The sequence below is a fragment of the Pseudoalteromonas sp. Isolate6 genome (assembly GCF_022398435.1).
Classification (GTDB): domain Bacteria; phylum Pseudomonadota; class Gammaproteobacteria; order Enterobacterales; family Alteromonadaceae; genus Pseudoalteromonas; species Pseudoalteromonas galatheae.
This window is the reverse complement of sequence record NZ_JAKEVK010000028.1, coordinates 17597-38479: the sequence shown is the minus strand read 5'-3', so window position 1 is coordinate 38479 and position 20883 is coordinate 17597. Positions and strand designations below refer to the sequence as shown.

The 20883-nt window shown below is 43.8% G+C and carries 16 protein-coding genes; 9 read left to right on the top strand and 7 right to left on the bottom strand.

The genetic code is table 11. The features are described from left to right. Positions 1–408 precede the first annotated feature (408 nt). From yidC to rpmH, 4 genes are all read right to left on the bottom strand, one after another. Entirely contained in the window at positions 409–2043 is a 1635-nt protein-coding gene (gene yidC, locus L1D50_RS06445) for a membrane protein insertase YidC (RefSeq protein ID WP_239965716.1), read from the bottom strand. Positions 2044–2051: 8 nt separating this feature from the next. Further along, positions 2052–2354: a membrane protein insertion efficiency factor YidD gene (yidD, locus tag L1D50_RS06440; protein WP_010604158.1), complete on the bottom strand. Its 303-nt coding sequence runs from the start codon at positions 2352–2354 to the stop codon at positions 2052–2054. A 173-nt stretch (positions 2355–2527) separates the two neighbouring features. After that, on the bottom strand, positions 2528–2962 hold the full coding sequence (gene rnpA / locus L1D50_RS06435) for a ribonuclease P protein component (protein ID WP_010376847.1): 435 nt from the start codon (positions 2960–2962) through the stop codon (positions 2528–2530). A gap of 6 nt (positions 2963–2968) precedes the next feature. Next, positions 2969–3103 (bottom strand): 50S ribosomal protein L34, encoded by a 135-nt coding sequence (gene rpmH, locus L1D50_RS06430; protein ID WP_010376846.1) that lies wholly within the window; start codon positions 3101–3103, stop codon positions 2969–2971. 608 nt (positions 3104–3711) lie between these two features. Between rpmH and dnaA the strand changes: the two genes are divergently transcribed. The 7 genes from dnaA (at position 3712) to L1D50_RS06395 (ending at position 13415) form a co-directional block, all read left to right on the top strand. Further along, positions 3712–5112, top strand: coding sequence for a chromosomal replication initiator protein DnaA (dnaA, locus tag L1D50_RS06425; protein WP_128727161.1), 1401 nt, complete (start codon positions 3712–3714; stop codon positions 5110–5112). Positions 5113–5122: 10 nt separating this feature from the next. Further along, complete coding sequence (gene dnaN / locus L1D50_RS06420) at positions 5123–6226, top strand: DNA polymerase III subunit beta (RefSeq protein WP_138522629.1); 1104 nt, start codon at positions 5123–5125, stop codon at positions 6224–6226. 4 nt (positions 6227–6230) lie between these two features. Continuing rightward, a complete protein-coding gene (recF, locus tag L1D50_RS06415; protein WP_010604162.1) occupies positions 6231–7319 on the top strand; it encodes a DNA replication/repair protein RecF in 1089 nt (362 codons plus the stop codon). Positions 7320–7331: 12 nt separating this feature from the next. Continuing rightward, positions 7332–9749 (top strand): DNA topoisomerase (ATP-hydrolyzing) subunit B, encoded by a 2418-nt coding sequence (gene gyrB, locus L1D50_RS06410; protein WP_128727160.1) that lies wholly within the window; start codon positions 7332–7334, stop codon positions 9747–9749. Positions 9750–9925: 176 nt separating this feature from the next. Further along, positions 9926–10828: a glycine--tRNA ligase subunit alpha gene (gene glyQ, locus L1D50_RS06405; protein ID WP_010376835.1), complete on the top strand. Its 903-nt coding sequence runs from the start codon at positions 9926–9928 to the stop codon at positions 10826–10828. Further along, positions 10828–12897 carry a glycine--tRNA ligase subunit beta gene (gene glyS / locus L1D50_RS06400; RefSeq protein ID WP_138522631.1) on the top strand — a complete coding sequence of 690 codons (2070 nt, stop codon included), beginning with the start codon at positions 10828–10830 and terminating at the stop codon, positions 12895–12897. Before glyQ ends, glyS begins: the two co-directional genes overlap by 1 nt. 71 nt (positions 12898–12968) lie before the next feature. After that, a complete protein-coding gene (locus L1D50_RS06395; RefSeq protein ID WP_010376831.1) occupies positions 12969–13415 on the top strand; it encodes a hypothetical protein in 447 nt (148 codons plus the stop codon). Between the two features lie 72 nt (positions 13416–13487). Here L1D50_RS06395 and tusA read toward each other — a convergent pair whose 3' ends face one another. The 3 genes from tusA to fadB all read right to left on the bottom strand — a co-directional run bounded on the left by tusA (position 13488) and on the right by fadB (position 17282). After that, a complete protein-coding gene (tusA, locus tag L1D50_RS06390; protein ID WP_010376829.1) occupies positions 13488–13727 on the bottom strand; it encodes a sulfurtransferase TusA in 240 nt (79 codons plus the stop codon). 221 nt (positions 13728–13948) lie between these two features. Then, positions 13949–15118 carry an acetyl-CoA C-acyltransferase FadA gene (fadA, locus tag L1D50_RS06385; protein ID WP_128727158.1) on the bottom strand — a complete coding sequence of 390 codons (1170 nt, stop codon included), beginning with the start codon at positions 15116–15118 and terminating at the stop codon, positions 13949–13951. A 1-nt stretch (position 15119) separates the two neighbouring features. Then, complete coding sequence (gene fadB / locus L1D50_RS06380; RefSeq protein WP_128727157.1) at positions 15120–17282, bottom strand: fatty acid oxidation complex subunit alpha FadB; 2163 nt, start codon at positions 17280–17282, stop codon at positions 15120–15122. A gap of 281 nt (positions 17283–17563) precedes the next feature. Between fadB and L1D50_RS06375 the strand changes: the two genes are divergently transcribed. Together L1D50_RS06375 and pepQ are read left to right on the top strand one after the other, a co-directional pair. Beyond that, positions 17564–19453, top strand: coding sequence for a transglycosylase SLT domain-containing protein (locus L1D50_RS06375; protein ID WP_239965715.1), 1890 nt, complete (start codon positions 17564–17566; stop codon positions 19451–19453). 94 nt (positions 19454–19547) lie between these two features. Beyond that, on the top strand, positions 19548–20870 hold the full coding sequence (gene pepQ, locus L1D50_RS06370; RefSeq protein ID WP_239965714.1) for a Xaa-Pro dipeptidase: 1323 nt from the start codon (positions 19548–19550) through the stop codon (positions 20868–20870). Positions 20871–20883 lie beyond the last annotated feature (13 nt).

Here is a 20883-nt window from a genome sequence, read left to right as displayed (position 1 = left end):
GTTATCTTTATTTTTTGGTTTTACAACTGAACAAAATCCAATCACTTTACTATGGTTTATACAAATGTAGGTAAGTTTAAGTGGTATCAATAAGTGAATTAGTGGGTTTGAATAGAGTTCTTAGACCTTTTCTATTCCTATGTGTGAATAGCTCTGAGGGAAGTGCTTTAGTGTATCTTACTGTTTCTAATCCAATTGAAACTAATTTCTAATCTGTTTGAAGGACGAATTGGACAAACTTTTGCTTCGTGAGCGACAAAATTTTCTAGCCTCTGAATAGATCAATCAATTAGGAAAATTGGTATTACTTAATTCAATTGGTATAAGTGAGTAGTATCAATAGTGAGAGCGGCAAGATCAAAAAACGGCTCAGAGGAGAGCCGTTTTTCTTAGTATATTACGTCAGAATTAACCGCGTACTTTCATGCCTTTTTTCTCCATGCCACGGTAGATGATAAGCATCTGAGCGATAGAGATAAGGTTTGAAACCAACCAGTAAAGTACCAGACCAGATGGGAACCAAATAAAGAAGATTGAGAACACGACTGGCATGTAAGTCATCATCTTTTGTTGCATTGGGTCTGTAACCGTCATTGGCTGTAGTTTTTGTGTTAGGAACATACTTGCACCAAAAAGCACAGGTAGTACGTAATACGGGTCCATAGCTGAAAGATCCGTTAGCCACAACATAAACTCAGCATGACGTAGTTCTGTTGATTCAAGGAATACGTAGAACAAGGCTAGGAAGATTGGCATTTGTAGTAATAGTGGGAAACAGCCACCCATTGGGTTCACTTTTTCCTTACGGTACATTTCCATCATCGCTTGGCCGAACTTCTGGCGGTCATCGCCATAACGCTCTTTTAGTGCCTGCATCTTAGGCTGTAGCATGCGCATCTTAGCCATTGAGGTGTATTGCGCTTTAGTTAGTGGGTATAGCGCCGTTTTCACAATCAAAGTGATAGCAATAATTGCCAGACCCCAGTTACCTAAAATACCGTAAAGGAACTTAAGCAATGTCAGTAGCGGTTGTGAAATAAACCATAACCAGCCGTAGTCTACAGTGAGATCTAGATCTTCTTGAATTGCCTCAAGCGCTTCTGTGTCTTTAGGACCCATATAGTACACCGCATGGATAGTTGCCGTGCTATTTGCTTGAACATTAGTTGGCTCGCTCTTCATACCAACAATACCATTACCATTTCTAAGCGCGGTATAAATCGTATTATTGGTTTGCTGATCTGGCACCCAAGCACTGACGAAGTAGTGCTGTAAGAAAGCAACATAGCCGCCTTGGGTATTTTTATTTAGGTTTGCATCCGCCATATCAGAGAAGCTGTATTTCTCATAAGGTTCTTCAGCGGTACCATAGGCTGCGCCTAAGTAGGTCTGATCAACCATGCTGCCTTTATCTTGGCGTGTACGTTTGATTTGTGTGTACAGTTGTACTTGAACAGGTGATGAGGTGGTGTTGTTAACTTGGTATTCTAAGTCAACGTCATATTTACCTGCTTTAAATACATAAGTTTTTGTGTACTGTACGCCTTTCTCATCAGTAAAAGTCAGTGGTACACGTAATGTATCGCCATTAAGCTCATATTGCTGTTGTGCAGACTCGTATACTGGGCGACCAGCTTTGTTTGCATCTGGGCCGTTTAAACCAATTAAACCACTCTGTGAAACATACTGTTTGCCTTCAAATTCACCAAGTAACATGAAAGGCGTGTCGCTGCCATGGGTTTCTGCGTGTTGTAGTAAGTTGGCTTCAACGATGTCACCGCCCTTGGTATCAATCTTTACCGCAAATACATCGGTAGTGATACTAATGACAGAACGTGTTGCCTGAGTTGCTACAACTGGGACATCGGATTGGCTTGATGCTGGTACATCAGCTTGCTCTTCTGTTGGGGTTGAGTTCGCCACTTGTTGTGTGACGGCACTGGTATCAGCTTGTGGTTGGTTTTGTTCTTGTGTCCACTCTTGGAACAGTAGGAACGAAACCAGCAACAAACCGATAAATAAAAACGTGCGTTGCGATTCCATAACAGCTCTTATTTCTCGTGTTGTTTAACTTTAGTCGACTTCACAGGTACAGGATCATCTCCACCTGCGCTCAAAGGGTGACATTTTAATATGCGTTTAACCGCTAACCAACTCCCTTTTGCAATTCCATGTAAATTAATTGCTTGAATTGCATAACTAGAACAGGTCGGGTTAAAGCGACAATGAGGCCCTAGTAGGGGGCTAATCCATTGTTGATAACCGCGGATCAGCAATATAAGCAGGTGCTTGGGAAGCGAACAAACTGCTTTGAACTGATTTCTGATCTTGCTACGCCCTGAAGTTGAATTCATGGCTTTGTAGATATCAATTTCCTCAATTTACTGCTTCAACCCAAGTGGGAAAAAACAGACTATTTTTCCATTGATATAGCTGATTAAAAGGTGAGCTAACCTTACCTTAATTGGCGTAAAATTACTATGCTAGCAAGGGTAAATGCGTCGTAAAAAGGAAAGGCTAAAGCAGATTATTGTTTTTTCGCGTTAGCTTGAGGATTTTTTGAACGTTTGTGCTGAGGCTTTGGCTTAAAAGGTGGTTTAGGCGCACCTGGCTTACAACGTTCATTTATTTTGCGCCACATCTTAGTGAGCTGTTTAGTTAGCTCTTCATTAGATTGTTCGTCAACACCAGTTTTGACCATCAGCACAATATCGATGTTATCAAGTTTATGACGATTTAATCGAAAGCTTTCTCGGGCTAGTCGTTTGATACGATTTCGTTGACATGCTTTTTTGCAGCGTTTTTTAGCTACAGTTAAACCGAGTCTTGGATGACCAACATCATTTGGTTTTGCAAGTAGAGTAAAATAAGGCGTAGCAGCGCGAGCTGGCTCTTGAAATATGCGGGAGTAATGCGAGGGAGTTAACAGACGTAACTCCCTGCTAAAGCTAAAGTCTTCCACTAAATATTAAGCAGAAAGTACTTTACGGCCTTTAGCACGACGACGTGCTAATACTTTACGACCGTTCTTAGTCGCCATGCGAGCACGGAAACCGTGAGTGCGCTTGCGCTTAAGTACGCTAGGTTGAAAAGTTCTTTTCATAACAATTCCATCCGATCGGTTAAAAGTTAAAACATCCTATGCAGGTCGCGATCCTGGCACAGGTGCCATTGCGAGCGCGAGATATTAAAGCTGAGCGCGTCTAAAGTCAATCAAAATCTGTTCTCTGTGGCTAAATAATCCACAGCGAGAGGTTCTATATCCTTTATATAGACAAAACTTGGCAAAGCTATCGAGCACACATAGACGATCTACATAAAGTAGGATCAATACGAAATCGATCTGCATAGATCTGATCCGATGGGCGGCATTATAGCATTTAGTAAGAATAGGAAAAGCTCTGGAAAACTAAATTTGATCTTAATTTTGGGGTGAGATCGGGAGAGTTTTTTGCTATGATCTTACTTGTGGGTAAAAAATAAAAACCTTTAAATTTCATGTGTTTATTTTTTTACTAGGGTGAGATCTTGCTTTTTCTAAATGTCAATATTGAACTTGTGGATAAGATCACTTCATAATACCCCGCTTCCACCAGTGATTTTGTAATAAAAACTAAGTATTTCCGGCGATCCTTTCATTTAGATCTGACTATTCTAGATCTGAATGCTCTATTTTTTATTCCCGGGAATCAAAACCTATTGGAGTTCAGAGTGTATCTGTCGGTTTGGCAAAGTTGTTTATATGTTTTGCAAGATGAATTGCCATCTCAGCAATTTAGCATGTGGGTTAGACCACTACAGGCAGAAAGTACTGATGATACGCTAACTATCTATGCGCCAAATCGTTTCGTATTAGATTGGGTACGGGAAAAGTATCTCCACCGCATCAATGAACTACTGATTGAGATCTGTGGTGATGAAGCGCCAGAACTACGCTTTGATGTAGGTAGCAAACCTGTGTTGGCTGCACAACCCAGTGTATCCAGCGAAAAGGCTGCAAGTGTAGGTCATGCAGCGGATAACATGTCGATGCTGCAAGGCACTCAGCCAAAAATGGCAGAAAAAGTTGAGCCGGCTCCTAAATCTTCGCACAAGTCTAATATTAAAGAGAATTACACCTTTGATAACTTTGTAGAAGGTAAGTCTAACCAGTTGGCTAAGGCTGCTGCAACACAAGTTGCTGATAATCCAGGTTCTGCATTCAACCCCGTATTTATTTATGGTGGTACAGGTTTGGGTAAGACGCACCTGTTACATGCCGTAGGTAATGGCATTATTGAACAAAAACCGGATGCAAAAATTGTTTATATGCATTCAGAGCGCTTTGTTCAGGACATGGTTAAAGCACTTCAAAATAATGCCATTGAAGAATTTAAGCGTTACTACCGCAGCGTTGATGCATTGATGATTGATGATATCCAATTCTTTGCAAACAAAGAGCGTTCGCAAGAAGAATTCTTCCATACATTTAATGCGCTGCTTGAAGGCAACCAACAAATTATTCTAACTTCTGACCGTTACCCTAAAGAAATAGAAGGGGTTGAGGACCGACTGAAGTCGCGTTTTGGTTGGGGGTTAACTATTGCTATTGAGCCACCAGAATTAGAGACTCGCGTTGCTATTTTAATGAAGAAAGCGCAGCAAAGTAATATTAACTTGCCACACGAAGTTGCCTTTTTTATCGCTAAGAAATTACGCTCAAATGTGCGAGAGTTAGAAGGTGCGTTAAACCGCGTGATAGCTAATGCCAACTTCACTGGTCGTCCAATTTCTATCGACTTTGTTAAAGAGGCGCTACGTGACTTACTAGCGCTACAGGACAAACTCGTTACCATCGATAATATCCAGCGCACCGTAGCGGAATATTATCGAATTCGTGTTTCTGACTTATTGTCAAAACGTCGTAGCCGTTCAGTTGCAAGACCAAGACAAGTTGCCATGGCATTGTCTAAAGAACTGACAAACCACAGCTTACCAGAAATAGGTGATGCATTTGGTGGCCGCGACCATACCACCGTGTTACACGCGTGTAGAAAAGTAAAAGCACTTCGTGATGAAAGTCATGAGGTAAAAGAAGATTATCAAAACTTAATTAGAACGCTGTCTTCTTAAGGGTTAAATGATGCAAATAACGATTCCAAGAGAACTATTTTTAAAGCCACTGGTACAGGTGTCGGGTGCCATTGAGCGCAAACATACACTACCTATTTTGTCTAATGTATTGCTAGAAGTGAAAAATGGCGCATTACATATGACAGGTACAGATTTAGAGATAGAGCTTGTTGCATCTGTTGCCCTTGAAACAAATGTGCCAGACGCCAAGATCACTTTGCCGGCGAAAAAGCTCCTAGATATTTGTAAGAGCTTGCCTGATAACTCTGATTTAGTGCTGAGTAGTCAGGAGCATCAACTTTTATTGACTAGCGGTCAAAGTCGCTTTTCATTGACAACCTTAGCAGCCGAAGATTTCCCTAATCTTGAAGAGTGGGACGGTGAGGTTGAGTTTGCCATAACGCGTTTAGAGCTGAGAAAATTGCTAGAAGCAACGCACTTTTCTATGGCTAACCAAGACGTACGTTACTATTTAAATGGTATGTCGTTTGAAGTAGATAATAATGAAATTAAAACGGTAGCCACTGATGGTCACCGTTTGGCAATTGCGCAGCAAAAATTACCTGAGTCATTGCAAACGCAGCGTCAATTGATCATTCCTCGTAAGGGCGTGCAAGAGATCATGCGCTTACTGCCTGCGGATGATGAAACTATCACCATTCAATTTGGCGCTAATCATGTGCGTATCATCGACAGCGAATTTACTTTTACGAGTAAGCTGGTGGATGGTCGATTCCCTGATTATCGTCGCGTATTACCTCGTGGCGGGGACAAGTTGGTTACCGCAAACCGCGATTGGTTACGTAGTGCATTTCAGCGCGTATCTATTCTTTCTAATGAGAAGTTTCGCGGCGTGCGATTGAATCTGAGTAGTGGGCAATTGAAAATTAGTGCCAATAACCCAGAGCAGGAGCAAGCTGAAGAAATTGTTGAGGTAGGTTATCAAGGCGATGATCTTGAAGTAGGTTTTAACGTTTCTTACTTATTAGATGTGTTAAATACAATAAAGTCTGAAGATGTGCAATTTACGCTTTCTGATGCAAACAGCAGTGCGCTTATTGAAGCCGCTGGTGACGAACATGCAATGTATGTAGTTATGCCGATGCGTTTATAGATTTATGAGTTTAACTCACCTTAGCCTCAATGCGTTTCGAAACATTGAGGCGATGGCGCTTTCACCTAGTAATGCCGTTAATGTCATTCTCGGTGAAAATGGTAGCGGTAAAACCAGTCTGCTTGAAGCCATTTACTTTCTCTCCAGTGGTAAATCTTTCCGTACCAATCTGCAAAAATTAATGATCAAGCATGAAGCTTCTCATTGCGTTGTTCATGCTAAAAAACAACTACATAACTTGTCTATACCGCTTGGTATTAGTAAATATACCAGTGGTGAAACTAAGCTTCGAATTCAGGGGCAGGCAAGTCGGAAAGTGGCAGAATTGGCACAGGTTTTACCTGTTCAAGTTATTACACCAGAAAGCTATGAGCTGTTTTTTGGTGGTCCAAAAGAGCGTCGTAAGTTTCTTGATTTAGGTGTGTTCCACGTGGAACATCAGTTCTATTCCACATGGAAAATGTTCAATCAGGTGCTCAAGCAACGTAATGCTTTATTGAAATCTAAACCGAGAGATCTCCAATCCCAGCTAAGTTATTGGGATAAGGAGTTTGTACGCCTTGCTGAGCAAATAAATATGTTTAGAGAGGCTTATATAGGTAGGTTTCAGACGCATTTTTTTGATAAGATAGGGGATATAAGCCCTATATTTAAAGGCCTTGAAATTCGCTTTCAAGCGGGCTGGAAGGGGGAACTAGCTGAGGTATTAACGAATCAGTTAGAGCGAGATGTAAAACTTGGCTATACAAGTAAAGGGCCGCATAAGGCTGACTTTAACTTTTATACTCAAGGAAACAGCGTAGAACATATTTTTTCTCGTGGCCAACTCAAGTTATTACTGTATGCACTCAAAGTAATGCAAAACAGTTTGATTGACCAAGAGAGTAATAAGCAGTCAATTCTGCTTATTGATGATTTACCTTCGGAGCTTAGTGAAGATACTAAGGTGGCGGTATCGCGTCTGTTGGCGCAATGTCAGTCACAGCTGTTTATCACTGCTATCACTCCAGAAAGTATTGCCGCCGTTATTGAACCAATGGAACGTGAAATTAAAATGTTCCACGTGGAACATGGCAGCTTAATAACAAAATAATTGGAAGAAACCATGTCGGAAAATTACGATTCGTCGAGTATTAAAGTACTTAAAGGATTGGATGCTGTAAGAAAGCGTCCGGGAATGTATATCGGTGACACAGACGATGGTACTGGTTTACATCACATGGTGTTTGAGGTCGTTGATAACTCAATCGACGAAGCACTAGCAGGATATTGTGACGATATTTTCGTAACAATTCATACCGATGGCTCTGTATCTGTTCGAGATAATGGTCGTGGTATCCCAACTTCAATTCACGAAGAAGAAGGGGTTTCTGCGGCGGAAGTTATCATGACTGTACTACATGCCGGTGGTAAATTTGATGATAACTCATATAAAGTATCTGGCGGTTTGCACGGTGTAGGTGTTTCTGTTGTAAATGCACTTTCTGAAAAACTACAATTAACAATCCGCCGTGATGGCAAAGTGCATCAGCAAAAATACACTATGGGTGTTCCAGATGCGCCGCTAGGTGTTATCGGTGAAGCTGAATCTACTGGTACTGAATTAAGATTCTGGCCAAGTGCTGAAACTTTCTCAGATACAAATTTCCACTACGATATTCTAGCCAAGCGCCTACGTGAACTATCTTTCCTTAACTCTGGTGTGAGCATCATTTTGAGTGATGAGCGCGAAGAGAATAAACAAGATCACTTCAAATACGAAGGCGGTATTCAAGCATTCGTTGCGTATCTAAATCGTAAGAAGACACCAGTTCATCAAAATGTTTTCCACTTTTCGACGGAACGTGACGATGGCATTAGCGTAGAAGTCTCTATGCAATGGAATGATGGATTCCAAGAAAACATCTACTGTTTTACGAATAACATCCCTCAACGCGATGGTGGTACTCACTTAGCAGGTTTCCGTGCAGCGCTTACACGTACGCTTAACACCTACATGGAAAAAGAAGGCTTTAATAAAAAGTATAAAACCAGTGCTACGGGTGACGATGCCCGTGAAGGTTTGACCGCTGTTGTTAGTGTTAAAGTTCCTGATCCTAAGTTCTCTTCACAGACAAAAGACAAGCTCGTTTCTAGCGAAGTGAAAGGGGCTGTTGAGCAAATGATGGCTGAAAAGCTAACTGAATTTTTGCTTGAAAACCCAGGCGATGCGAAAACCGTTGTAAATAAAATCGTTGATGCGGCGCGCGCGCGTGAAGCTGCACGTAAAGCACGTGAAATGACTCGTCGTAAAGGGGTCATGGATTTAGCCGGTCTACCGGGTAAACTCGCTGACTGCCAGGAACGAGATCCTGCACTTTCTGAACTATATATAGTGGAGGGTGACTCGGCGGGTGGTTCTGCTAAGCAAGGTCGTAATCGTAAGAACCAAGCTATCTTGCCTCTTAAAGGTAAAATCCTGAACGTAGAAAAAGCACGCTTTGATAAGATGCTTTCTTCTCAGGAAGTGGCAACACTAATTACTGCATTAGGCTGTGGTATTGGCCGTGATGAATATAACCCTGAAAAGCTAAGATATCACCGCATCATCATCATGACCGATGCGGACGTGGATGGCTCACACATCCGTACGCTGCTACTGACTTTCTTCTATCGTCAAATGCCAGAAATCATCGAACGCGGTTATGTCTATATTGCTCAGCCACCACTATACAAAGTGAAGAAAGGTAAGCAAGAGCGCTATATTAAAGATGATAATGCACTAACTTCATACCTAACAACATTGGCACTTAACGATGCTGCGTTATACCCAGCAGAAGGTGCTGAGCCAATTTCTGGTAACAAGTTAGAAAACTTAGTGCATGATTATCAAAATACGATAGATATCATTGAACGTTTAAAGCGTAAGTACCCGTCTTCAATCATGAACCGTTTGCTTTATCAGCCTGAGCTGACAGAGGCTGATTTATCTGATGAAGCAAAAGTAACAGCATGGACAGAAAGCCTTGTAGCTGATCTTGTGAAGAAAGACGAAGATGCTACTATCTTTAACGCGGAAGTGGCATTTGATGAAGAGCGCCACATGTATTATCCAGTGATCAATATTCGTCAGCACGGTGTTGATAAAGCGCATACTTTGAACTTCGACTTTATTACATCTAAAGATTATGTCCGCATTGCGAACACTGGTCGTCAAATTGGTAGTTTGATCAGCGAAGGCGGTTACGTACAGCGTGGTGAGAAGACTCAAGCAATCGAATACTTTGAGACTGGTCTTGAATGGCTTATCTCAGAGTCTAAGCGCGGCTTGTATACACAACGCTATAAAGGATTGGGTGAGATGAACCCTGACCAACTTTGGGAAACAACGATGGATCCAGATGCTCGTCGTATGCTACGTGTGACCATTGAAGATGCCATTGCTGCAGACCAATTGTTTGCAACCTTGATGGGGGACCAAGTTGAACCTCGTCGAGAGTTTATCGAAACAAATGCACTGAGAGTTGTTAACTTAGACGTGTAAACTCAAACATCTAGTAAAAAGGAGGGATTTTCCCTCCTTTTTTTATGCTTTAAAGCTTAAAACCCTTCTGCGCTCGCGGTATACTGAGCATAATTTTCAATCATTGAATCTAGCGTGGGCGCCGAATTACTGAAGGCGTTTACATACGATAAGTACCAGATAAAAATAAGCCAACTATGCAAAAATACGATATCAAAACCTTCCAAGGTTTGATCCTGGCTTTACAGGATTACTGGGCGCAGCAAGGCTGTGTTGTAGCTCAACCTTTAGATATGGAAGTTGGTGCGGGTACATTCCACCCGATGACCTTCCTTAAGTCCATTGGTCCTGAGCCAATGTCGAGCGCATACGTACAACCTTGTCGCCGCCCGACGGATGGTCGCTATGGTGAAAACCCTAACCGTCTTCAGCATTACTACCAATTCCAAGTTGTATTGAAGCCATCGCCTGAGAATATTCAGGAACTCTACCTCGGCTCTTTAGAAGCGTTGGGCATTGATACATTGACGCACGAAGTACGTTTTGTTGAAGACAACTGGGAATCACCAACGCTAGGTGCTTGGGGATTAGGTTGGGAAGTATGGTTGAATGGCATGGAAGTGACTCAGTTTACCTACTTCCAGCAAGTTGGCGGTATTGAATGTTCACCGGTAACGGGTGAAATTACTTATGGTTTAGAGCGCCTTGCAATGTATATACAAGGTGTAGATAGCATTTATGATCTCGTTTGGACAGATGGTCCAATGGGACGCGTAACTTATGGTGACGTGTTCATGCAAAACGAGATAGAACAGTCGACATATAACTTTGAATATGCGGATGTAGAGGCATTATTCAAGCAGTTTGACCAGTGTGAAAAAGAAAGCGAAAAGCTAATCGAAGCAGGGCTTCCTCTACCAGCTTATGAGCAGGTAATGAAGGCATCTCATGCATTTAACCTGTTAGACGCACGTCACGCTATCTCAGTAACTGAGCGTCAGCGCTATATATTAAGAGTTCGTGCTTTATCAAAAGCCTGTGCACAGGCTTACTATGATGCACGTGAAGCACTTGGCTTCCCGCTTTGTAAGGATAAATAATGTCGACTGAAAACTTACTCGTAGAAATTGGTACTGAAGAGCTACCACCAAAGGCGTTACGCAACCTTGCTGAGTCATTCGCAGAAAATACTAGGCAAGAACTTGAAGCATTAGAGCTTAATCATGAAGGCGTGAGCTGGTATGCATCACCTCGTCGCTTAGGTATTCAAGTTAAAGCATTACAAACGCAACAGGCCGACAAAGTAGTCGAAAAACGTGGTCCAGCTATTCAGGCAGCATTTGACGCCGATGGTAACGCGACTAAAGCGGCGCTAGGTTGGGCTCGTGGTTGTGGTATTGATATTAATGATGCTGAGCGTTTAGAAACTGATAAAGGCACTTGGCTGCTACACAAAGCGAAAGTAGAGGGGCAACAGACCTTAGCGTTACTAAGCGATGTGATCAATAAAGCACTGGCTAAGTTACCTATTCCAAAGCCGATGCGCTGGGGTGCGAACAAGACGCAATTTATCCGTCCAGTACATACCGTGGCTGCACTACTTGGTAGTCAACAAGTTGAAGGTGAAGTGCTAGGTAAAGCTATCAGCAATGAGCTGCAGGGACATCGATTCCATCACCCTGAGCGTGTTCGTGTTGAACATGCGGATGATAGTCATGTAGTGCTAAAAGGTGCATACGTTATTGCGGATTACGAAGCACGTAAAGCGTTAATTCGAGGCCAAATTGAAGCTGAAGCTGAAAAGCTCGGCGCGCAAGTCGCGATGGATGAAGACCTTCTTGAAGAAGTTACATCGCTAGTCGAGTGGCCAGTCACTTTAGTTGCTTCTTTTGAAGAAGCCTTCTTGCAAGTGCCAGATGAAGCACTTATCTACACCATGAAAGACGACCAAAAGTACTTTCCACTGTTAGATAAGCAAGGCAACTTGATCAACAAGTTCTTGTTTGTTTCTAACATTGAAAGTAAAGATCCGAGCGTGGTGATCTCGGGTAACGAGAAAGTGGTTCGCCCGCGTCTGGCAGATGCTCAGTTCTTCTTTGAAACGGATAAGAAGAAAACGCTGGAAAGCCGTCTTGAGTCACTTGATTCAGTGTTATTTCAGAAGCAGCTTGGCACACTAAAAGACAAGTCAGAGCGTATTTCGGCACTCGCAGGTTTTATTGCGGAGCTGCTTGGTGCTGATAAGGCGCTAGCAGAGCGTGCAGGTTTGCTAAGTAAAACGGATCTTATGACTGAAATGGTCATGGAGTTTACTGACGTTCAGGGCGTGATGGGTATGCATTACGCGCGTATTGATGGTGAAGCGGAAGAAGTTGCACTAGCACAAAATGAGCAATATATGCCGCGTTTTGCGGGTGATAATTTACCGTCTAACCCAATCAGTTTTGCTGTGGCGCTTGCGGATAAGTTTGATACTCTGGTTGGCATTTTTGGTATCGGCCAGACACCAAAAGGCGATAAAGACCCGTTTGCACTTCGCCGTGCTGCCATCGGCGCATTGCGTATTATGGTAGAAAAAGAACTGCCATTAGACATTCAGGATATCGTTGCCAAAGCAATGACGTTATTCGGTAATAAGCTAAGCAATGCAAATGTTGCCGATGAAGTGGTTGAGTTTATGTTAGGTCGTTTCCGTGCCTGGTACCAAGATGAAGGTATCAGCGTAGATGTGATCCAAGCAGTACTTGCAAGACGTCCAACGAGCCCAGTTGATTTTGATCGCCGAGTAAAAGCGGTTAGTCACTTTAGAACGTTGACGGAAGCTGAGGCGTTAGCCGCTGCCAATAAGCGTGTAAACAACATTCTAGCGAAGAATAACGTCGCCTCAGAAGCTGCGGTGGAGAGCTCACTCCTGCAAGAAGAAGCTGAGCAAACATTGGCTGCACAAGTTGCTGCGTTAACTGCTGAGCTTGCACCTGTTTATGCTGAAGGTGATTATCAAACTGCACTGACGCGTTTAGCGAGTCTACGTGAAGCAGTAGATAACTTCTTTGATAACGTTATGGTAATGGCGGACGATGAAGCGGTTAAAGCCAATCGTTTAGCACTACTTAGTCAGTTGAGTAAGCTATTCCTTAATACTGCAGATATTTCAGTGTTACAAAATTAATTGCTGATACAAAAGCCAGCAACTGCTGGCTTTTTGCTGATTGGTAAAAGCAAGTAAAAGGCTGTCTAGCTATGATTAAAAAACAAGGGGCAATGGCGATTGCGCTATTAGCACTTACCGCTTGTAGTAGTAACTTTCAATTGCCAACAACGTCAACTTCACCGGTTGTTGCTGGTGAGTTGGATAAGACAATGTATTTACGCGGTGACTTCACTCTGTGGGATGCCGAACCTCAGTATCGCCTTGAAGAAACACAACCGGGGATCTACGCAACAAAAGCAAGATTCATGAGCCCAGGTAAAGTGTATGAATTTAAAATTGCTGATGAGCAGTGGAGTGAAGGCTACAACTGTGGCTATAAGAGTGAAGGGCAGTTAACGCTAGGACAACCGCTGGTCGCGGATTGTAACACGGTGTATAACTACTTTAGTTTCAAGCCAAGTAAAAAAGGTTGGTACGAAATCCGCTTAGATTATCGTAATCCTCGCTCACCAAAGGTGGTGATTGTAAAATCTTAAAAAAGCGGCAGATGCCGCTTTTTTATTGTCTATGACTCATGAGTTCAAATACAAATAGTGTTAAAGAGGAGATCACTGACCTTTCTTAATCACATATTTGTAGGGAGATTCAGCCACTGCTTTGGCTACCAAAGTGTGATCCATAAATTCACAGAAGCTCGGAATGTCTCTTGTCGTTGATGGATCATCTGCGATAACTAACAAAGTCTCACCTAAGTTCATCCTTCTCACCATGCCTCTAATCATCATTACCGGTTCCGGACAACGTAAGCCTACTGCATCTAAGGTATGGTCGGTATTATCAAAACTCATTGTGGGTGGCCTTGTTCGTTACGTTGTTAGTTAGGAAAACTGCTATTTTAACCGCATGTTGTAAGTAAGCTCAAGTTTGGATAACTCATGTCTTTGCCAACCGAGGTGAGGTAAATGCAGGTAATAAAAAAGGCAAAACAGCTGTGCCGTTTTGCCTTGGTCACCAAGTTGAAGTTGTGCGCTGGTATTGTCTTAAAGAGCCCAGTACCAGCTGGTTGGAATTAGTTATCTACGCGCTCGAATACGGTAGCGATGCCTTGGCCTAAACCAATACACATAGTTGCAAGGCCGTACTTCGCGCCTTTCTCTTCCATTAAGTTGATAAGCGTTGTGCTAATACGTGAACCTGAGCAACCAAGTGGGTGGCCGAGTGCAATTGCACCACCGTTTAGGTTTACTTTCTCATCTACCTTGTCTAGTAGACCTAGGTCTTTTAGCACTGGTAGTGATTGTGCTGCAAAGGCTTCGTTTAGTTCAGCAACATCAATATCATCGATAGTAATGCCCGCCTGCTTTAAGGCTTTTTGTGATGCCGGAACTGGACCGTAACCCATGATGGAAGGATCGCAACCTGCGACTGCCATTGACTTAACACGAGCACGAATTGGAAGGCCGAGTTCTCTTGCTTTGGACTCGCTCATGACCAACATAGCAGAAGCACCGTCAGACAGCGCTGAAGAGGTACCTGCAGTTACCGTCCCTGATGCTGGGTTAAATACAGGACGTAGCTGTCCTAGACCTTCTAGGCTTGTCTCTGGACGGATAACTTCGTCATGCTCGACAAGCACTGGCGTGCCATCGGCATCATGACCTTCCATTGGTAGGATTTCTTTTGCAAAACGCCCTTCAAGGGTTGCGGCATGTGCACGCTGGTGTGAACGTACGGCAAATTCATCTTGCTGCTCACGACTGATACCGTGCATCAGCGCTAAGTACTCAGCCGTTAACCCCATCACACCAGCAGCTTGTGCAACTGATGTCGCAAGGCCTGGGTGAAAGTCATTACCATGTGTCATTGGTACGTGACCCATGTGCTCAACACCACCGATAAGGTAAGTGTCACCAGCACCTGTCATGATAGCGCGAGCTGCGTCATGTAATGCTTGCATTGATGAACCGCATAGACGGTTAACCGTTACCGCAGGTACAGTATGAGGGATACCTGCCAATAGTGCAGCGTTACGGCCAACGTTAAAGCCTTGCTCTAACGTTTGCTGTACACAACCCCAGTAAATGTCGTCAATTGAGTCTGGTGCTACTTGAGGGTTACGCTCAAGTAGGCCTTTCATCAAGTGTGCGCTGAGGTCTTCGGCACGTTTATGCTTAAATACACCGCCTTTTGAACGGCCCATTGGGGTACGAATACAATCTACGATTACCGCGTTTTCCATGTTACTGGCCCTCCACTTGATAGAACACTTTACCTTCATCTGCCCACTGTCTAGTTTGCTCAGAAACTTGATAAATTTCACCAAGGTGAGCGTACTTGTCAGCCATTGCTACAAAGTTTGCAAGGCCGATTTGGTCTAGATAGCGGAATGCACCACCTCTGAATGGAGGGAAGCCAATACCGTAGATCAGTGCCATGTCTGCTTCTTGCGGTGAAGCAACAATGTTTTCTTGTAGACACAGTAATACTTCATTGATCATTGGCACCATACAACGCTCAATAATCGTTTGTTTATCAAATTCAGTGGGTGCGTCACAAATGCTGCTTAGCAACTCAAGCGCGCTGTCGTCTTTGCTCTTCTTCAGACGACCTTTGCGATCTGGTGCGTATTGGTAGAAGCCTTTTTGGTTTTTCTGACCAAAGCGTTCGGCAGCCGCAAGTACAGCGACAGGATCTTTGTCTTTACGTGCCATACGAGTAGGGAAGCCATCAGCCATTACGCCAGTACAATGGTTTGCCGTATCAATACCCACTACGTCTAGTAGGTACGCAGGGCCCATTGGCCAGCCGAAGACATTTTCCATCACCTTATCTACTTTTGCGAAGTCAGCACCTTCTACAACAAGTTGGCTGAAGCCTGCAAAGTAAGGGAATAGAACACGGTTCACGAAGAAACCTGGGCAATCGTTAACAACGATAGGAGACTTGCCAAGCTTTAAGGCATAATCTACCACTGCGGCAACGGTTTCATCCGATGTTTGTTCGCCGCGAATGATTTCTACCAATGGCATTTTTGGCACTGGGTTAAAGAAGTGCATACCACAGAAGTTTTCTGGCTTCTCAAGTGCGGTTGCTAACTCATCAATACGAATAGTCGATGTGTTTGATGTTAGAATTGTGCCCTCAGGCAGTTGCGATTCAAGACTCGCCAAGACCGATTTTTTGATCTTTGGATTCTCAACAACGGCTTCAACAATAATATCTGAGCCTTGTAAATCTTGGTCGTTAAGCGTTGGTTTGATTTTACCTAAAGTGGCAATCATTTTATCCATCGACATGTGGCCGCGCTGTACTTTCTTACCAAGTAGTTTTGCAGCCTCACCCATACCAAGGTCTAGGGCACCTTGCTGGATGTCTTTCATGACGATTGGTGTGCCTTTGTAGGCTGATTGGTAAGCGATACCGCCACCCATAATTCCAGCACCTAGCACAGCCGCTTGCTTAATCTCGGTGTTGCTTTGCTTTGCTTGCTTCTTGGCAACCGTTTTGATGTATTGATCCGCTAAGAAAATACCAGTTTGTGCTGCGGCTTCTGCCGTTTTGGCAAGCTTAGCAAAGTTTTGATTTTCGAGTGCCATCGCTTCGCTGCGACTAAGGTTAGCTGCTGCTTTAAGCGTTTGTACCGCCATCATTGGTGCTGGGTAATGGCCCTTGGTTTTTGCCATTACCATGCCTTCTGCCATACCAAAGCTCATGCCTTGCTCAACACGGTTCATTTTCAATGGGTCAAGCTTAACTTGGCGTTTTGCGCGCCAATCCAATTTACCTGCAATAGCTTGCTCTAAGGTACGAATAGCGGCAGCCATGAGTTTGTCAGCAGGCACTACACCGTCAACCGCACCCACTTTTAGCGCATCATTCGCTCGGTTTTCTTGGCCTGTGGTGATCCACGTCATTGCGTTGTCAGCGCCGATTAAGCGAGGAAGTCTTACGGTACCACCAAAGCCTGGCATAATGCCAAGCTTAACTTCTGGTAGGCCAATTTTTGCATTGTCAGTTGCGATACGGTAGTCCGTGGCGAGCAACCACTCGCAGCCACCGCCAAGCGCAAGGCCATTTACTGCAGATAGTGTAGGGAAAGGTAAATCTTCTATTGCGTCGAAGACATCGGTTGCGCTTTTAATCCAACCAACAAGCTCTTCTTCTGGGCGTTGGAAAGTCGGAAGGAATTCGAAAATATCAGCGCCAACAATAAAGTGGTCTTTGTCACTGGTAAAAATTAAGCCTTCGATGTCATCGCGCTGGCTCAATTCGATAAGCGCTTCGTGGCTTTCCTTAAGTACTTGCTGAGATAGTTTATTTACTGAGCCTGGTAGGCAAAACTTAAACTCAGCGATATTGCCTTTGCAAAAATCAACTACAAAGGACTCGCGTTTGATTAACATACATGTTCTCCCGTGCTTTACACTGGTACGATGAGTTGTAATTTCAATCAGTGTGGATCCTTTGGCGGCAAATTGCAATGAAAAATTTACCGCACATTTACTGAAATACCTGAGTCGGTTTGCTATGGTGGCTTAACACACCTCGCATTTAGTGTCATTTATGAGCGTGCTCGCGAGTGACAGGCCGAGCTTTTGGTCTTCAGCGCCATCTTTAGATAAGCATAATTTGGCTGTATTTCAATTTAGGTGTGTATTCTTTTGGCAAATAAAAAAGGGTTTGCATGACATATTGGTTACGCCGCTTAGCTGCGGGCAGCTTGTGTATGGTGAGCTGGCTCTGTGCAGCCGACAGCACTCTCGACGAATTTAAAGAGGCTGAGCGTATCGCTTGGTCTGGTAATTATAGTAATTTTAAAGCTGCGGTAGCGCAGCTCGATCACCCACTTAAGCCATATGTTGAAATGGCGTTTTACAAGCGTCATCCTAAGCTCAAGTACCAGCAGGAAATTCAGCATTTTTTAACGGTATACGAGCACACTCCATTAGAATGGCCTGTACGCTCAGCTTGGCTCGATTATTTAAAGCGGTATAAAAAGAAAGCACGATTCATTGAGTTTTATCGTGAAACCAGTGATGTTGAACTCAAGTGCACGTATTTGGCGTATCAGTTGGATTTGGGCGCCCCCAAAAAAGCGATTCTTGATCAGGTGACAGATATTTGGACGGTGGGAAAGTCTCAGCCCAGAGCTTGTGATGGTCTTTTTAAACAATGGCAAAAAGCAGGGTATAGGACGCCCGAGCGTGTCTGGCAGCGAATTACTAATGCCGCGCAATCCGGTCAAGCGTCATTGCTAGATTATCTTGAGAAGCTATTACCAAAAAATGAAGCTTATCTTGCCGAGCTTTATAAAAAGGTTCGCCAAGATCCGAGTGCGGCAGCTGGGCTTTATCGCTTTAGTAAACGTACCGAAAAAGAAGCCGAAATAGCGGTATATGGCGTAAGGCGCCTGATTTGGCGTGACCCCGATTTAGCGCTGCGTGCATGGCAGAAGATGCTGGATATGTTTACCTTTACTCAGCAGCAAAAGGATAGCGTTGCTTATCGCTTTGCTCTGGCGCTTGCGTCTAAAGGCCATGAAGACGCACGATTTTGGCTCAATAAAGTGCCTAAATCGTTGCAGGACAAAAAGCTATTACAGTGGCTGATGAGTAACATGCTGAAAGAGCAAGATTGGGAAGGGATTTCGGCCTTATTCGTGGGTCACGAGCAGCTTAGTAATGGTCAACAATACTGGCTTGCATATAGCCTCGCGAAGCGTGACGAGTTGGCCAAAGCTAATGAGATTTGGCAGCAATTAGCACAAGAGCGTGATTACTACGGCTTTTTGGCTGCTGCACGTTTAGGATTACCAGTCTCACTGAATGAAGCGCCGTTAAATGTTGAACCTAGCATTGTAGAACGGGTATCCCATGCGCCAGGCTTCAAGCGGGCAAAGGCTTTATACGAGCTGGAAAGATATACTCAAGCACGCCGAGAGTGGAACTACCTTACTAACACCTCAAGCAAAGAAGAAAAGCTTGCTGCATCCATATTGGCTGCAGAGTTTGATTGGTATGACAGCACTATTTTTACCCTTGCACAGATCAAAGCATGGGACTATGTTGATTTGCGTTTCCCGATGGCGTTTAAAGATCTGTTCACTAAATATAGTGAGCGTAATCGAGTCGATGTCGCATGGAGTATCGCGGTTGCTCGCCGAGAAAGCTCTTTCGCACCAGATGCACGCTCGAGTGCGAATGCCCACGGTTTAATGCAGCTGCTGCCAAGCACCGCCAAATATGTCAACAACCGCAAACGCGTGGCAAAAAATCGCCTCTATCATCCGGCTACAAACATTCGCTTGGGGACTAGTTATTTAGAATACTTGAAGCGTAAGAATGCCGGAAATGAGATTTTGGCGACAGCGTCGTACAACGCGGGCTATCATAGAATTAAGCGTTGGCTGCCTTCAGAGGCCATGCCTGCTGAGCTTTGGATTGAGTTGATCCCGTACAGAGAAACACGAGACTACGTGAAAAATGTGATGGCATATCGACAGGTTTACCATACTCGCCTTGGTCGTGATGGCAATATATTGGCAAGCATCTTGGATATGAAAATTGTGAAATGACCGCACATGGCTGGTGCTTAGACTCAGTTCGTCGTTTTTAGGTAACAGCTATGATAGACTCGAAAGTATGTGAATTTTTGAAAATGGGTACACCATGGATAAGTTAGCAAATTTATACGCAGAGCATATTGCCACGTTGCAACAGCGTACAAGAGCGATAGTAGATAGAGAAGGGCTGGATGGACTTGTGATCCACTCGGGGCAAGCAAAGCGCCAATTCCTTGATGATATGTACTATCCGTTTAAAGTTAACCCGCAATTTAAAGCTTGGTTGCCTGTTCTCGATAACCCGCACTGCTGGATTGTGGTCAATGGCAGTGACAAGCCGAAACTCATTTTTTATCGCCCGGTTGATTTTTGGCATAAAGTGCCTGACGAGCCAAGAGATTTTTGGGCAGAATATTTTGATATTCAACTGCTGGTTAAGCCAGATCAGGTTGAACAGTTACTACCGTACGACAAAGCAAACTATGCCTATATCGGTGAATATTTAGAAGTTGCACAAGCACTTGGCTTTACTCAAGTGAATCCAGAGCCGGTGATGAACTTCTTGCATTATCATCGTGCATATAAAACTCAGTATGAAATGGCATGTTTACGTGAAGCAAGCCGTCTAGGTGTGCTTGGTCACACGGCGGCGCGCGATGCCTTTTTTGCTGGTGGCTCCGAGTTTGAAATTCAACAAGCTTATCTAAATGCGACTCAGCATATGGAAAACGATACGCCATACGGCAATATTGTTGCCCTGAATGAAAATTGTGCGATTTTGCACTATACCCATTTTGAGCGTAAAGCGCCTAGCAAGCACTTATCATTTTTAATTGATGCTGGTGCAAACTTTAACGGTTATGCGTCAGATATTACCCGTACTTATGATTTCGCTAAGCAAGGTGAGTTTGCCGAATTGGTGAAAGTCATGAACGATCACCAAATAGAGTTAGGCAAAGCATTGCAACCGGGCAAACTGTACGGGGAGCTGCATATCGATTGTCACAATCGCGTGGCGCAAGTGCTGAGTGACTTTGGTATTGTTAAGCTTAATGCTCAGGCTATCGTCGAGAAGGGGATTACTTCCACTTTCTTCCCTCATGGTCTTGGCCATCATATTGGCCTGCAGGTACACGATATGGGCGGATTTATGGCTGATGAAGCTGGTACGCACCAAGCACCACCAGAAGGCCACCCGTTTTTGCGCTGTACTCGTAAGATAGAGGCTAATCAGGTGTTTACTATTGAGCCTGGGTTATACTTCATTGATTCATTGCTAGAAGACTTGGCGCAAACAGATAACAAGCAGTATATCAATTGGGATAAGATTGATGCACTGAAGCCTTACGGTGGTATCCGTATTGAAGATAATATCATTGTGCATGAAGATAGATTAGAAAACATGACGCGAGACTTCGGTCTCAAGTAAGCTAATTTCTAGC